The sequence below is a fragment of the Paenibacillus sp. NPDC058177 genome (assembly GCF_042883835.1).
In the GTDB taxonomy this organism is placed as follows: Bacteria; Bacillota; Bacilli; order Paenibacillales; family Paenibacillaceae; genus Paenibacillus_AQ; species Paenibacillus_AQ agri.
Genome location: NZ_JBHVVB010000001.1, coordinates 798774 through 814138, shown reverse-complemented (window position 1 = coordinate 814138; position 15365 = coordinate 798774). Strand labels below are relative to the sequence as shown.

Annotated in this window: 14 protein-coding genes and 1 pseudogene; all 15 read right to left on the bottom strand. The window is 42.9% G+C overall.

Annotated features, from left to right (window positions below; all coding sequences use genetic code 11):
• Window positions 1–4: 4 nt before the first annotated feature.
• The 15 genes and pseudogenes from ACFVU8_RS03855 to ACFVU8_RS03785 all read right to left on the bottom strand — a co-directional run bounded on the left by ACFVU8_RS03855 (window position 5) and on the right by ACFVU8_RS03785 (window position 15275).
• The gene (locus ACFVU8_RS03855) at window positions 5–316 is read right to left on the bottom strand and encodes a DUF4303 domain-containing protein (protein ID WP_387425904.1); all 312 of its coding nucleotides are present in this window, start codon (window positions 314–316) and stop codon (window positions 5–7) included.
• Window positions 317–375: 59 nt separating this feature from the next.
• Window positions 376–942, bottom strand: a complete 567-nt coding sequence (locus ACFVU8_RS03850; protein ID WP_387425903.1) for a hypothetical protein — start codon at window positions 940–942, stop codon at window positions 376–378.
• An 82-nt stretch (window positions 943–1024) separates the two neighbouring features.
• Entirely contained in the window at window positions 1025–1591 is a 567-nt protein-coding gene (locus ACFVU8_RS03845; protein WP_387425902.1) for a hypothetical protein, read from the bottom strand.
• A 257-nt stretch (window positions 1592–1848) separates the two neighbouring features.
• Window positions 1849–2559 (bottom strand): annotated as a pseudogene (locus tag ACFVU8_RS03840) (HAD family hydrolase); the annotation flags it as partial.
• Between the two features lie 372 nt (window positions 2560–2931).
• On the bottom strand, window positions 2932–3333 hold the full coding sequence (locus ACFVU8_RS03835; RefSeq protein ID WP_387425901.1) for a VOC family protein: 402 nt from the start codon (window positions 3331–3333) through the stop codon (window positions 2932–2934).
• 114 nt (window positions 3334–3447) lie between these two features.
• Window positions 3448–4395 carry a helix-turn-helix transcriptional regulator gene (locus ACFVU8_RS03830; protein WP_387425900.1) on the bottom strand — a complete coding sequence of 316 codons (948 nt, stop codon included), beginning with the start codon at window positions 4393–4395 and terminating at the stop codon, window positions 3448–3450.
• A gap of 170 nt (window positions 4396–4565) precedes the next feature.
• Window positions 4566–5531 (bottom strand): MBL fold metallo-hydrolase, encoded by a 966-nt coding sequence (locus ACFVU8_RS03825; RefSeq protein WP_387425899.1) that lies wholly within the window; start codon window positions 5529–5531, stop codon window positions 4566–4568.
• Between the two features lie 126 nt (window positions 5532–5657).
• Window positions 5658–6653: a sensor histidine kinase gene (locus ACFVU8_RS03820; RefSeq protein ID WP_387425898.1), complete on the bottom strand. Its 996-nt coding sequence runs from the start codon at window positions 6651–6653 to the stop codon at window positions 5658–5660.
• A complete protein-coding gene (locus tag ACFVU8_RS03815) occupies window positions 6650–7321 on the bottom strand; it encodes a response regulator transcription factor (RefSeq protein WP_387427188.1) in 672 nt (223 codons plus the stop codon). Before ACFVU8_RS03815 ends, ACFVU8_RS03820 begins: the two co-directional genes overlap by 4 nt.
• A 25-nt stretch (window positions 7322–7346) precedes the next feature.
• On the bottom strand, window positions 7347–8333 hold the full coding sequence (locus ACFVU8_RS03810) for an alpha/beta fold hydrolase (protein ID WP_387425897.1): 987 nt from the start codon (window positions 8331–8333) through the stop codon (window positions 7347–7349).
• A gap of 414 nt (window positions 8334–8747) precedes the next feature.
• Entirely contained in the window at window positions 8748–9773 is a 1026-nt protein-coding gene (locus ACFVU8_RS03805; RefSeq protein WP_387425896.1) for a polysaccharide pyruvyl transferase family protein, read from the bottom strand.
• A gap of 405 nt (window positions 9774–10178) precedes the next feature.
• Complete coding sequence (locus ACFVU8_RS03800; protein ID WP_387425895.1) at window positions 10179–11396, bottom strand: glycosyltransferase family 8 protein; 1218 nt, start codon at window positions 11394–11396, stop codon at window positions 10179–10181.
• 120 nt (window positions 11397–11516) lie between these two features.
• Window positions 11517–12554, bottom strand: coding sequence for a sugar phosphate nucleotidyltransferase (locus tag ACFVU8_RS03795; RefSeq protein ID WP_387425894.1), 1038 nt, complete (start codon window positions 12552–12554; stop codon window positions 11517–11519).
• A gap of 415 nt (window positions 12555–12969) precedes the next feature.
• Window positions 12970–13707, bottom strand: a complete 738-nt coding sequence (gene pyrH / locus ACFVU8_RS03790) for a UMP kinase (RefSeq protein ID WP_387425893.1) — start codon at window positions 13705–13707, stop codon at window positions 12970–12972.
• 1097 nt (window positions 13708–14804) lie between these two features.
• Complete coding sequence (locus tag ACFVU8_RS03785) at window positions 14805–15275, bottom strand: hypothetical protein (protein ID WP_387425892.1); 471 nt, start codon at window positions 15273–15275, stop codon at window positions 14805–14807.
• Window positions 15276–15365: the final 90 nt, after the last annotated feature.

The following is a 15365-nucleotide window of genomic DNA, read 5'->3' as shown; positions in this document are numbered from 1 at the left end:
CCATTTAAGGGAGTTTAACCTTAGCGAAGTCCTCATCCCTGAAACAACAATAGGGTGAATCGGCATAGGACCATTTGATGAGTTCCGCAATCGTTGATCCCGGCGTGCCGCTCTCCTCTCCTTGCCTGACTGCTTCCCTCTCCAAGGCCTCCCACGACCAGGCAGAGATGTTAGGCGCATGTCCCTCTCCAGTAGTAAATAGAGTGCAGTAATAGTAACGTTCTCCATTTTCAAAAAGAGTGCAAAAAGACGCCCTGGCCGCGCCGGCGATCTCTGCTACCAGCTCCACTATTTCTTGCATCGGGTTTATGATCATCGCCCACTTTTCATTTTAAATATCGGATTCGTCACTATGGATCCCCATCCATATGCCTTCTACAATTGATATGGCGGGGCTTTTTCAGCTGCGATGTTGTCCGGATGAGCTTCAGTTGGCTCATAATCATGCATACGGAGAAGGATATACTCCACTTCTTCTAATGGCATTTGCAATTGTCGGCTGACCTCATAAAGTCCCACATTCTGCGCAAGTAGCATCCTTGCTTTATTGATCTTTCCATCCAACCAATTGTTTTCTAACATCCAATTTTTTACCCGGATCGATAATTGATCTTGTGTTTCCTTATCTGCTTGCTTTTTATATTTTGCAATAGACTCCAGCAGATACTCATAGAGAAAGATACCTAAAGCTTCGCGTTGCTCACTTTTAGACATCCGTTCATACTGCTCATAGACGATGCTGATGTCTAAATAGAGAGCGTGATCCCTGCTATCAAAACGTCTAAATGTTTTTCGGCCATAACTTTCAGGTAAAATACGCAATACAAAATGAATATCATACGGAAACTCCCATGTCTCTGCTAATTCCTCCAAAGGCAACAGTTCATCTCTCAATTGACCGACGCATGTTCCATATGTATCTAACAAGAAATCTAGCTTCATTCATGCCTCCTTGGAACAAATTTCAAATCACTGTATCATCTGCGTCTAATGCAAGGAGCCATGTCTATACACTAATGTATGTTCAAAGTTCATATTTTTCAAATTGCTTTTTGAGCGTCTCTTCATACGGTATCCACTCAAAATCGCTCCACAAACTTAATTCAACGAGCTCCGACAGCTTATTAACGGCTTGTTCAGGGCTAGTAATACTGATGAGATCGGCCAGAGACTCATTGTCAATACCCAACACTTCTTTAAGGTAGTCATCATTAAGACGTTCTTCTTTGAGCTGCTCGTATTCATCTCTCGTCCACTGTTCACAAAAGATTCTCTCGGCTTGAATGTCTCCGTCGGCAAAAAACGACAACTCGAAAATTTCCTCATTTATGTATCCGCCGGTCATGATTGGCTCCCCGATAAGCTGGGATAACGTTTTGCCAATCGCCTTCACCGTACCCCATACAAAATAATCATGGAGGACGCTGATCCAGTCATCATTGCTTTTGCTTACGTACATGACAATTTTGGTCTCCTGAGCTTCTTTTCCACCTAATACTTCGGCATGCCCTTCGCTTAGCTCTCTTAGTGAATCGAGCGTCTTCTCAAGGTTATTCGACTTAATATGTAAATTAGCAAATGATCTTCCCACAAGATAACCTCCTTCAGTTTTTAACTAAGACGCATTCACATTGATATATGCTATACTTTTCACCTGAATTTTTCGTCATCATTTTGGATACGGTTCACCATAATATACTTAAACACAAAGTACAGTTTTACCACAAAATTTCACATAAACAAATAAAAAAAGAAACCGCTCCTGACGTATGGAGTGGTTTTCTACAGTACATATGCTGATATTGACTATAATTGGAGTCTATAACCCGCTTCAATCCAAAACTCCACTCAGCGTTTAGCGACACCATCACGACTAGGATATAAACCATTCAAATTAAGCAAAATCGATTTTAATTCAATTAAGTCATCGATTACGAAGTCAGCCTGGGCAAGTTCATTTTCTTGTGCAAAATCAAAATTACATCCGATTGCAACTAAACCATTATCTTTAGCCGCATTTATATCCGATAGGCGGTCGCCTACTACTGCCCCATTGGTAATACCATATTTTTCAATAACAATCCGAACTAAGTCTGATTTATTCAGCGATTCAATTTGTTGGATACTAAATGCTTCAGTCACCCAATGATCCAAATTAAAATAACTGACAATGGCTTTTAAGTATTCCGTCAAACCATTACTCGCTATATAGATTGAACAATTATTCTCTTTTAAAAAACTGAAAACTTCATTTACATTTGGATATAAAGCGCCTTTCCCACGCTTAATATTTTCAATTAATCTTTCCAGGAAATAAGCATCCGTCTGCTCTCTTTCTTCAATAGAATGATCAGGCAGCAAAGCTTCCCATACTTTGGGTAAAGGTACACCCATAATTTCACGGTACTTATCAATAGGCGTTGCTGTATCCCATCTATTTAGCGACCGTAAACGGTTAAAAGCATCCTCAAGAGATAATTCTAAAATCTTATCTGTTTGAAATAGTGTTCCATCCATATCAAAGATAAATGATTGCGACATTGGTTCCTCTCCCTTTTTCAAAAAAGACTGATCTTCCCTCAAATTTTCACTATAACAATTACTTTTTCATTCTCCAAAGAATACTCACTCTTAATATAGCATATGTCGAAATTTAATCGTGGGGAAAGTATGCAACTAATTATACGGGATACTCTCTACCGTGCGGTCACCTCATACCGGAGGAGGATCCGCAGGGTCTACTAAATGCACTACACCATTTTCTACGGATATGAGCTCTATCTCTCATTGAACAGAGGTTGAATATTGTTATAACCAGCCCACTTATTGAGTGGCTTCTATCGTTTTTCCTACAGAAAAGAAAATAGTCACATGGAATGATTTCCAATGTGACTATAAGAGGTTATTTTTTAACTATACGTTTGTTTAATGCTACCTACTGCTAAACCGTTTGATCGCTTCCTCGGTCACCGGCTCGAAGAGGTTAACGAGGTTGCCGTCAGGATCGCGGAAAAGCACAGAACGGTTTCCCCACGGCATCGTGGTCGGTTCCTGTACCCATTCTTCGACAATTGGCTTTAAGCGCACGTATTCGGCTTCGACATCGTCGACGCGGAACTCGATGATGACAGTGCGATTGTTGGCCGCTACTACGGAACCAGCGCCGAATAGCCCCGCCGTCTGGGAGTGGCCGATGGCCAGGGTACAAGATGGCAGGGCGAGTTCGGCAAAAACGGGCGCGGGGCGCTCCGCCGAAACACCTATGACTTTCTCATAGAACTCAACGAGACGATCCACGTCGTCGGTAATGATGCGTACAGAAGCGAAATTCACAAAATATCATCCTTCCTAATAATAAATGAAACAATAGTTTAATATCGTGGGCTAGAACCAACGACGTTACGTTTACATACCCGATTATAAAACAACGCTACTGACAACGTTATGTCAGTAGCGTTTTAGCATCTTTTGGACTTCCTCAGTAATCCTTTTTCGGAATGATTCGGGTTCCAATACGATTACACCCGCTCCCCAGCCAAGCACCCATTGTAGCAATTCATCCAGTTGACGAACACGTAAGGTTACATGCAAGCCATCTTGACGCTCTTCCATATCCTCTATGTAATGATAGTTCGATTCCTTCACCTTATCTGCGATATCATGGTTAAATCGAAGGCGAACTCGCAAGTGGCGATCATCCGCAGGGGTATACTCCCTTAAGTTAAAATGCGCCGGTAGTTCGAATTGTTCATCCAGATCGATTAGCTCGGTCATTCGGGACAAACGGAAATGGCGAATATCTTGACGTAGATCACAACGGGCCACGAGCATCCAAGATCCTTCAACGAGTACCAGACCATAGGGAGCGACGGTACGATCACTATGGTAATTCCCCTTGGAATCACCAATCCCTTTCGAATAATGAAATCTGATCTTTCGTTCCTCTAATATCGCCAGGCGGATCTTTTCGAAATATTCCTTTTCTTTTGACAGCACGTCCGGTTTACCGGGAGTGAGCAAGCGCAGCGCCTTGCGCACACGAGAAGTCTCATCGCGAACGCTCTCCGATAGAATGGCCTCGATTTTCCTCCGAGCGGCTTGAGCCCTGACACGATACTCATCATCAAATCGTTGCTCGATAAAGTCCGTTCCTATAAGCAAGGTCACGGCTTCTTCTACCGTGAAATGGATCGGCGGCAGGAAATAGCCTTTCATCATAGAATATCCTGTGCCCGGGGCACCAATAATCGGCACGCCCGCTTCGCTAAGTGCCTGAATATCACGATAGATGGTCCGCAAGCTGGTCTCGAATAGGTCCGCTAACTCTTCGCCCCGTACCACTTCTCTACTTTGCAGCTCCAGAACGATGGCTAATAAACGGTCTGTTTTGTTCATTGGCTGCCTCCCTTGAAACTTAATGCTGTTCACCAAAAACTTGCCATCACTTGGGGCAAGGTTCATCGCACTATGAGTAACGGCACGTTTTAGAGAAACGATCATCCATAAGATGTGTTCTTCATTTCTTTCTTCTGAACTCAAGAATAGTCTTGCTCTAATACTCTTCGTTAATCCTCTAGTTTAGTGATCTTCGCATGCACTTTACTCAAATTCGTCTTAAAATATGTAGTAAAATACCAGTCATGATACTCTTTCGGTACTTCAATCTCATCAATGCTTCTATTACTTTGAACGGCTTCTGTCACTATTTTCATGATATTGGTTATATACCCCTTCACTTCGTGAAGTTCGTGTAATGAGCATACTTCGCCATGTCCCGGTACGATAGTTTCTACATCTAGCAGTTCAACCTGCTCCAAAATATTCAGCCATTCCTGAGGATTTGCATGCGTCAAAACCGGGTGATGTTTTGAAAGCACCAAATCCCCTATTATGGCTATTTTATCTTCAGGGATGTACACGATTGCATCACTTTGCGTGTGACCCCCGCCAAATGTGATGAGCTGAATGCTACGATTACTGCCATGTATGGTCATCTGTTGATCAAAAGTTATCGTCGGCAGCGAATGCACCAGATTGGGGAGCATCTTCATAAACTCACGGTCACTAGCATTTTCCCAGGCCATTTCCCTTTTTAACTTTTCATCCGTCTCTTGTTGTATTTGCTCTTCAAGCTCGTCGATAGCCTGATACATTTGATCCATATTTTCCTTATATTTCGTTAACCTATCTCTGGAAAAAGAATTCATAATCTCACGGGTAGTTGATGTCGAAATAATTTGAGCCGTAGGGATGAACACTTGATTTCCAGAGGTATGGTCACTGTGCCAATGCGTATTGATTACATAGGATACAGGATTTCCCGTAAGGTACTCTGCCGCCGCTTTCAAATCCTCAGCAGCTTGTATAGTCGAGAAAGTATCCACGACAACAGTTGTATCGCCTAGATCAATGATTGCTGCATTTCCCAAAGAACCGGTACCTGGAATCGCAATCGCTGCAATTACACTATCAGCGATGTGATTCAGCCGAAAATGCTCGGAGCCTCTAAATGTTTCTATACTATTTTTCATATTCGCCTCTCCCTCCAATATCGAAATATATCATATGCCAGATCAATACGAGAGACAATGGTTTTTTTTCAAAAATCAGGATATACAAGCTAGACTTAAGAATGATGAATAGCAGACGGTATGTCTTTAAAAAGCTTCCGCCGTGAACCGGTACACTGTTCCGCTCCCGTCCGATTGCAACGTGTAAGCAATGTGCAGGACCTGGGACAGTTCCTCAATGATCTTTAGTCCAAGACCGGAATGGCTGACATGTGCATCAAAACCTGTTCCGTTATCGCAGATCGTCACCACATTGTCTTGAATCGATACCTCGACTATATTCGCGTTTGAATGTCTGAGCGCATTCTGAAAAATATTATCGAACATCCGCTGCAGCCACAGGACGTTGCTTGTCCAGTTCAGCTCCCGGTTCAAGCATGCATAATGCAGCTCCACACTCTGGATGCTATAGAGATAAGCCCACTTTTTCACCATCGTCTCTAGTAATTCATGCAGATTCACCCGGTCCTTCAAGATATACGAACTGTCCGGCGTGCCGGTGGATTGAAGTCTGATTTCAGTCGTCAATTCCGAGATGTACTGAATCTGCCTGGACAGTGACCACGTTAAGTTGGCATGCTCTGGATTCTCGATTTCCAGATCGAACAGCTGCAGCCGCATCGCGGTCAGCGGAGTGTTAATATCATGTCGCAGCTTGTTCATCATCTCCTTGTTAAGTTCTTCCTGCTCACGGAGCTGAAGCTCACGATAAGTCGTACGTTCAATTAACAGATTCACCGACCGGATCAAGTCTCCAATTTCATCCCCGGTATAAACGCTAAGCGTATCTGGAATCTTCTCGTCGCTCGCGAGCTCCCGAACCGTCTGATTGAGCAAATTAATTCGTTTCAGCAGGGAGTGAATGGACCTTGAGAACAAGAGAGCAGTCAGCAGCAGTGAGCACAAAAAGAGACCGAGCATCACTGGGTAGGCAAAAGAGGCGTAAAAAGGTATCCCCCCGTTAGCTGTCTTGAACACCGCATCGTACACTAGCGAAACAAGTACACCTACCACCAGCATTGTAACCGGCACCGTGACAAGTGCGGATACCAGCAACAGCCGGAATTTAGTCTTTAATGTCATGATTTAAAATAGGTATTCAGTCGATACCCTTCTCCGTATATAGTCTCGATAATCTTGCCCAGTTCATCCTGAATCTTCGCCCTTACTTTCTTTATATGTACCGGAATCAGATTCGGATTGCGGTCTTCCAATTGCCATGCGTATTCGAGAAAATGCTCTTTGGACAGGATGCGGCCCCGGTTCTCGTACAGATAGAAGAACAGCTTACGCTCCGTCGCGGTAAAGAGCACCTCCTGGTGGAGGCTGCCGTTGAACACCCTTTTCCGCTCCACGCCGATATACAGATGTAAAATCTGCACGAAGGTCCCGTAAGTGCTGTCCAGCATTTTCCGTATCCGGAGCAATAGTTCCCTAGGATCGAACGGTTTGACCATATACTCTTCTCCGATCTCCAGTCCTTGAAGCTTGCTGTCCATATCACCCCGGGCGGACAGAAAAATAACGGGGATAGGAAGTCCCCGATTCTTGAGCTTGCGGGTCAATAAATACCCGTCTTCATCTGGCAGCATCACATCCATAATGACCAAATCTATATGTTTGATAATCTCCAGCATATCTTTGCCGTCTGTTCTCCAGTAGACCTTATACCCTTCGCGCTGTAATATTTTCACCAGCAATGAGCCGATTAAATGGTCGTCTTCTATAATGAGCAGGTTGTATTCCTTCATCATTCAGCCTTTCTGCTTGTCTGATTTACAGTCTGTCCATGAACTTCTCCGCAAGCTGGAAGATTTCATCTGGTGCGTACAAATAGAGAGAGTGCTTACCTTTTACCCGAACCACCTCAGCAGCATCCAACTGTCCGGCGATTACTTGATAGTGCTCTTCCTTTTGGCGAGTATATTTCGAATCCTGGTTCTCTTCCGTATAGGCGGATAGAAACAGGATCGGCGTTCCCTTAGGTAAAGGTAGCTTCAGTGATCGTCCAGCATTGGTGGCTGCGTTAAGGAGTTCCCGCATCATATCTTCATTGAAAGCATGCTTATAAGAAATCGCTTTGAATTTCCGCTTCTCCTCTTCGGTCAGAAAAGTCTGCCGGATAATCTCGGGATCATAGGTCATAAAAGGCGACAAACGCTGAAAACCCAGGCGCGTCATCACATTCATGCCTCGCATGAACAGCTTGTCCAGCCTTCCCAACGGATACTCCACGTATTCTTCGGGAAGACCAATATCCAGTCCAATGATCGCTTTAATCTCATCGGGATATTTCTGCGCCCAATAGATCGCTTCCAGCCCTGACAAAGAGTGCGACACAAGAATATAAGGCGGCTTGTTGCCGCTTCGATGCAGCGCTTCCCTCGATTCTTCGAGGATCTTATCCAGATCCCTATCGTCGCCAGCGATCTCGCTATACCCGTACCCGGCTCTTTCAATAACCGCGATTTTGTGGTCCGCCGAGAATTTGCTGTAAAGCCCTTTAAGCTCATACATTGGCGAGGCAGTTCCGGAACCGGCCATGAACACATAGGTGTCTTCGCCACTGCCCTCATTATATACATTAAGCTCATGGTTGTTTACCCTTACTCTCTGCCCTTCACCTGCAAACAGCCCCGACTCCTCGCGCAGCTGATACTGGTGGTTCAAATAAATGGCTACGGTCCCTACAATAAGCAGGCCGATAACAGCTAATGTCAGTTGCTTCAGTATTTTCTTTACGGCCTTCCATCCTGTTCTCATTATCGTACTCCCCCTTATAGAGTACAGCATAGAGAATCATTCTAAAGATCTGATAAACATTTTTGTAACATAGGCAAATTTAGTAGGAAGCTCGACTTAAATACAGAAGCCGCTTTTCCTAAGCAAAGCCCCCAGAAGCCTGTTTGCGCATCGTTTCTATCGGAGCGTGCCCCATCCTACTCCTAAAGTCGATATAATGCCAACACAGACTCTTGCAAGATCTCCCAAGAAAACTTGCCACTACTTATGATAAGGTTCATCGCGCTGTCTGTAACGGCAAGTTTTTTAGGCCATCCACTGTAGGGATGGCCCTTCTAGTACATCTAATGAATATCAAACACCTGAACTCAATAACTCACCGAATTCCTTACCACGGGATATTAATATCTTTGTTATACATGCTTTGGTTTATTTTTAAGATTCCAAAGCATTTTTAAGAAATTGAAGTGAATTATGACGAAATGCACTTGTTTTTGATTCGTCTATATGATGAAAAGTAACATCATCAATATTTGGAATATTTGATGTATCATAAACATAGCAAGAAGATAAGCCAAACGTATCCAGCAGAGCTATCAGTCTTGAATCCATTGATATGGGGTCTTGTGGATTATCAGATACAGGGAAAACCAAGAATGGAACCTTATATAAAATGGCAAAGACAGCCCCATGAAAAGCACTAGTAATAAAATACTTAGCGTGTTTTATGTATCCTACAAATTCCTTCGGACCAAATGTAGCTGCTCCAGCAGTTGCAAGAGATATAATCTCGTATCCGTACTTTTTTGAAAGTGCTTCAGCATATTCCTGAACCCCTGTATCTCGTAAATCATAAGTCAGTATATAGGCTTTTTCTGGCGGAGTAGCAGATATATCATCCCATTCGTATTCATCAAGAAGCATTACAGGATCCAATACATGAGTTACCTCTACATTCTTCATCGTTTTCACAAAAGGGATTGCACTTTTTTCACGAACAGAAACAAAGTCTAAAGAATTAACGTGTGGAGCAAGGATATTTTTTCGATCGGGCCCTATTTCTGCTCCTCCCATGCTTGGTGCGTATGCAATTTTCGTTTTTGATGCTGGAACAAAAGAAAGTGCCATACAGGGTAAAATGTCATCGGAAATAACCCATGGTAAACCCCATATTTGGTCGCTACCACAAACAAAAATATCGTAATCATTAACACATTCTGCAATATCAGATACTGTATATAAACGTTCGCTGTGGGGAATGCTTTCGGAAAAAACCCTAAAATATTCAGCACTTTTAGCACTTTCACACGCTCGTAAGTAGTATTCATTTTGCCACTTGAATGTAATTTGCTCACAATGAAATCCTAACTTAGCTATAGCTTTGTGCAGTGCATAAGCCCCAAGTTGGCCACCGTAATTATAGTTTTTGTAATAAACAGTAACAATTCCAACTCTTTTCATAATAATCTCCATTCAGACAAAGTCGGCACAAACAGGAATGAAAGAAAAGTGCCGAAAAGTCTACATAAATTATTTTGCATCCATCTGACTAAGGCGATGAGATCGAAAATAATTGCGTAAAACAATACGGCACTGACTTTTACACGAAAGTTGTTTAGATAAATGTGAATCGGTCCTTGGCAATGTTGGGCACGCCGATAAAGTTTCGTCACCATGCCCACAACGAATTCCGCAAAAAACTTGCCCTTATTTATGATACGGTTCCCCGCGCTGGCTAAAGCGGCAAGTTTTGCAGAGAAACGAATTCACAGGCCATTGACTCAGCTTCTTAGAAATAGTGTATTAAAGAACACCCTAACCCTAACGATCCACTCGGATCACCGGGCGGATCGCTCTCACAGACACTTATGAGGTACGCTTCAAAGGGTATGTGCTTTTTTTCGGACGTACCTTTTTCATCACATGTTTGCTCTTTTTTCTGACCAGCGGCAGTTTCTTCTTTCTCAATTGCAGTGCTTTTTTCTTCCTTCTCAATTGCAGTGCTTTTTTCTTCTTTACATGTAGACGCTTGATCAGTTTTATCCGCTTTATAGAACGATATTTGGCACGGATCATTCTTTTCTTTCTCAGTCTACTTATTATCCGTAACCGTAACGATCTGCGGCGTTTCCGTCTGCGCCGCTTTACGGGAATATTCTCCGGGGCCGGGGCTGCCACTTCAAGGGCCGGGGCTGCAACTTCAGGGACCGGGTTTTCCGGAAGCTGTGTTTCTACAGGTTGAATTTCTGGAGCGGGCGGCTCAGACGGGATGTTGGCCTGCTCCGGCTCAGAAACTGGCGCTGGTGTAAATTCTCTGCCCCAGGGAGTCATGGCAAGGAATTTATTGTATAGCGGTGCTGCGGGTGAGTCTGTCTCCCACCATTTGTTGTCTCCGGCGAAATGAACAATTTTATTATCTAAATCGAGTTCGCTATGAGCGAACGTATTAAAGCGCTGATCCATTTGCAAATAGTTAGAGCTATAAACGGCATTCAGAACATCCTGATCCGGCATGGTCATCATTGGAAAATCACGCAAGAAATTGAGCATTTCTCCATACCAATTCTGTTTATTGCGGATATTGTTCAGTTGAAACAGAATGACCCCTGAGTTAAAATACAGCTCCGCATTTAGCCCAAGTGAGGTAAAGTACTCAAGCAAGTTTTCGCCCTGGTCCAGCACTGCGCCCAAATAGTGTTCTCCCAGGTCGATGCTCCACAATTCGTTAATATCCATATTGACCAAAATGTCGCAGTCCAGATAAATAACCCTGTCAGCCTGAATAAAATTCGGAAGCAACAAACGGTACATACTGGCCATAGTCCAATATTCAATTTTATGAACGCCGGCTGCAACTTCAATCATATCCCCAGGAACTGTAACGTGATAAAAAAAGATGTTGTGATGAAATACATCCACCAACTGGGTGAGCTTTAACTTGTTCTCTTCACTTAAGGAATCGTCATGCACAATGTGCACATTGATCGTTTGCTGGGTATTGAAAAAAATCGATGCAAGAACAACACCCGCATGCGCCGTATAGCTCCCGTCTTTATCGTTGATCGTCAAAACCAGCTCAATCATTCTCAAGGACCACCTACCCTTAAAAGTATACTTCTGCATAGTCGTCTAATGCATTTGACTACTTTAAGTGTATGTTTACCCCAGTGACTGGATTGGACCAATCCCCAGTAAGCAGCCGATTTATTTTGAAACGTTCGGCAAGTCAGGATTGTATCTTGTAATCGTTGCGCGATCTCCCAGGATATAACGGGCCGGCTGCTCCTGAATTTCTTGTTCAGCTAGATGAACATGTGATCCAAAAACACTTCCCTCCGCATGAACATGGGACAATCGCACCTGATCCGTCAAAATGCTATTGGTCAGAATACAATCTTCGACGACGCTATCCGGACCAATATACACATGAGGTCCAATTACACTGTTCGTTACGCGGGCGGTCGGATCAACCCTAACCGGAGGGATCCACTGAACGAAGTTAATGCCGGAAGGCATCACAAAGTTCTTGGGATCTTGATCCATCTTGTAGCGGTTCGCATCAAGCCAGCGCTCATGGGTCCCGATATCAAAAAATGGTGCGGTCGTTACGCTGTACGCAACATGCCGGCCTTCCGAAACCAACATTTGAATCGCATCTGTTAGCTCGTATTCCCCTCGTGGAGAAGGTGTAAGTCTCTCAATTGCCGGCCAGATGGCTGCTGTCAAAGCATACACACCGACAATAGCCAAATTGGATTTGGGATAGCGGGGTTTCTCTTCCAGACTGACAATTTGCCCATCTTTGATCACGGCAACACCAAATTGACGGGGTTCCTCGACCCGCTGAAGCAGTATTGAAGCCGCAGATTTATCTGCGTCCAGTGATCGAATCAATGGCTCTAAATCACCCTCATACAAATTATCGCCAAGCATCAATAAAAAAGGGGAATCCGCCACAAAAGACTGCGCACTTTTGACTGCATCGGCCAGTCCCTTAGCTTCTTTTTGCAGTAGGAAGGTTAAAGAGGCGTTCCACTGCCCCCCATCCCCGATCATTTCCCGGATCTCTCCTTGCGAATGGTTCACTACGATTCCAATATCGGTAATTCCGGCCGCAACAAGTTCGTTAATGATTGAGACAAGAATATACTCACCGTTAACAGGCAGCATGCACTTTGGTTTGGTATAAGTCGAAGGCTGCAGTCTCGTCCCCCGGCCAGCGCACAAGATTAGTCCTTTCATAAACGTCCCCCTACTCATTAACTTTGCAAACTGCGAGACTGATGCAAATGAGCTCTATATATTTTATGCACAAGCTATGAGAGAGCTTGGGTATATATTAAGCAGCAATAACCTATTAAATTATGATCCGGAAGGCATATGTTCGTCATCCGCTTTTTCTGATCATTCGATTAAAATACAAATGACCCGTAGCAGGGTCACTTTTTTTCTAACATCATGTATTCCTCTTAATCTCCCCATAAATAAATGCATATCTACTACTTAAGTTTGCGTACAAGAAAATCGGTTCGTCTACTTTATGAGCTAACAGTCATTATTTAAAAAACTTGCCCCTATTTATGATACGGTTCACCGTGATGTATCTAAGCACAAAGTACAGTTTGACCACAAGATATACATATCAGTAGTACATATTTCATTCCAACTCTAAAACTGATTCGCCACTAATTATCGTACCGTTATTCTTACCTTCACAAATTTCTTTCATCGAACCTGGTTTATCGAAGTTAAATACATGCATTGGCAGATTGTAGTCTCTTGCTAAAATGAAAGCTGATTGGTCCATTACCTTTAAGTTGTGTTTTAAAACGTCGTTGTAATGAAGCGAACGAAATTTCCTTGCATCTTTATCAAATTTAGGGTCTGCATTAAGAACACCATCAACACCTTGCTTTGCAACTAATAAAGCGTCACAATTAACCTCGATGGCTCTTTGTACTGAAGGATAGTCTGTTGTAACGTAAGGTTGACCGTTTCCCCCTGCAAAAATTACAATATAGCCTTTTTCTAGATGGTGGATTGCTCTTAGACGAATGTATGGTTCTGCAACTGAAGTAATAGGTATTGCCGTCATTACTCGTACTTCCTTTTTGGTCTTGGCTTTAAGAACTCCACGAAGCATTAAACTATTTACTACAGTGGCAAGCGTCCCAATGTTATCAGCTTCTGCCCTTTCTATCCCCCAGCTTTCCGCCATATTACCTCTGAAAATGTTACCCCCACCTATAACTAACGATACTTCAATACCTAAGTTTACTACTGACATAATTTCATCCGCAATATGGTCTAACCTTTCTGGCTCAAAACCAAATTCAGAGTTTCCTGCTACTGCTCCACCACTTAGCTTAACGAGAACCCTTTTGTACCTTGACAATTATTACACCCCCATAAAATAAAAACACTAAAGCAATAAATGCTTTAGTGTATTAATGGAATGGAAATATGAAATTACGCAAGTCGACTGAATGTAAGTCTTCCGTTTCCACCTCATACTACCACTCCTTCCATGTTTTTTCCATCAAGTAATTTTACATTACGTGAAGGTAAATTGCAATTACCGTAAAATACATATTTTCTTGTTATCGTATCGCTTTAAATTATATTCACAGTCGGTCGATGGATGTGCTAACGCCATTTCTGAAAGTGCCAAGCACAAAATTGATGTAAACTCCCCACCCACCCTTCGACACCTCGCCAGACCGCTCCAGAAGCCATTCTGGTGTGTTCTACACCTTACTTCCATAACTGTAACGGACTATTATTGGAAGCCAATACTTTCCCGCTTCCGCCTTTATTAAGCATGTCAAAAAGTATACAAATTGACAAGGTGTTTTTGTTGGTCTAAAGCATGAGCCAAAACATGTATTTCAACTATCGAAATGTTTCATAATATTTTATACGGTTTATGACATCCACACTATCTGTAACATAAATCTTTTAAGCTAGGGAAGAAAGAGCTTCAAAAGATAGCTTTGCAGTACAAATGACGAATAATGCCATATATTTTGGGATAACCAAAGATAATACAAAGCACCAAGAACCTAGACAGGAAATGCGTTCTGAGACTTTCCAACAATCAGATATAACAAGCGGCGAACACTGACAGTGATCTAGTCCTTGAACTCTTACATGGATCTAATCAGTTCACTTGAAACTGAACTTCCCAACAAAAGGAGCGAACAGACAATTACCTGTTCGCTCCTTTTGTTGGGTTAAATTATTACATACAGTTTATGCAGTAATGTTCCATTCTTTTAGGTTAACCAAAACCACCACTCTCCGCTTTACCACTATTTGTGGTACGGTTCTCCGCTATATCTATAACAGCATGTTTTATGGTCATCTTTTCTAGGATGATCCTTTCTTGGTTTTCGCTTTGTTCAACGATAGCCTCCCTTTAGACTTCAGATTACTGATCGTCAGTCTGCTGTGAATTGTTGTGTTGTATACATGCCTTCCCAAATCTGGCCGTTAGACAGATAGTATTCTCTTTCCACTGAACCATCTGTCCTGGTGCAGCTGATCACAAAGACCGGCATAATCCTTGAACCCATTCAAATCCTGCTTCCCAAAATACGATGCTAAGTACTCCTTGCCCTGTAAGGTGATGTAATCTACTCTGGATGGCTTAATATTTTTAGCAATCCATCTTAGATCCTCAGAATAAATGTTGTCGCCATAATGCTCCTGTAATTGGTTGGCCATACAAGGAATAGATTGGGTATAATCCATTTCATCAAGCCCGGTATGTGCTGAGCCGTAAATGCCCATGACGCTCTCGCTGCCCAGCTTTCCAAATTCACGGATAAAGTTTTCGGTCATCTTGTTTTCTCGATATACGTTGTCATCTTTGCTGTAATAAAAACGGCCTTGCTGTATCGCTTCTATTGTTAAAGTATACTCTTCCGTCCTTGTCAGATCGTTTGCCACAAGATAAGACAAGAAGCGGCTTCCAAATACTTCCGGATTCTTGCGTCACCATAGCCGTTTCTTTGGTCTGCTGCGCAGACTTACTTGCTGTTTTGCCCACGG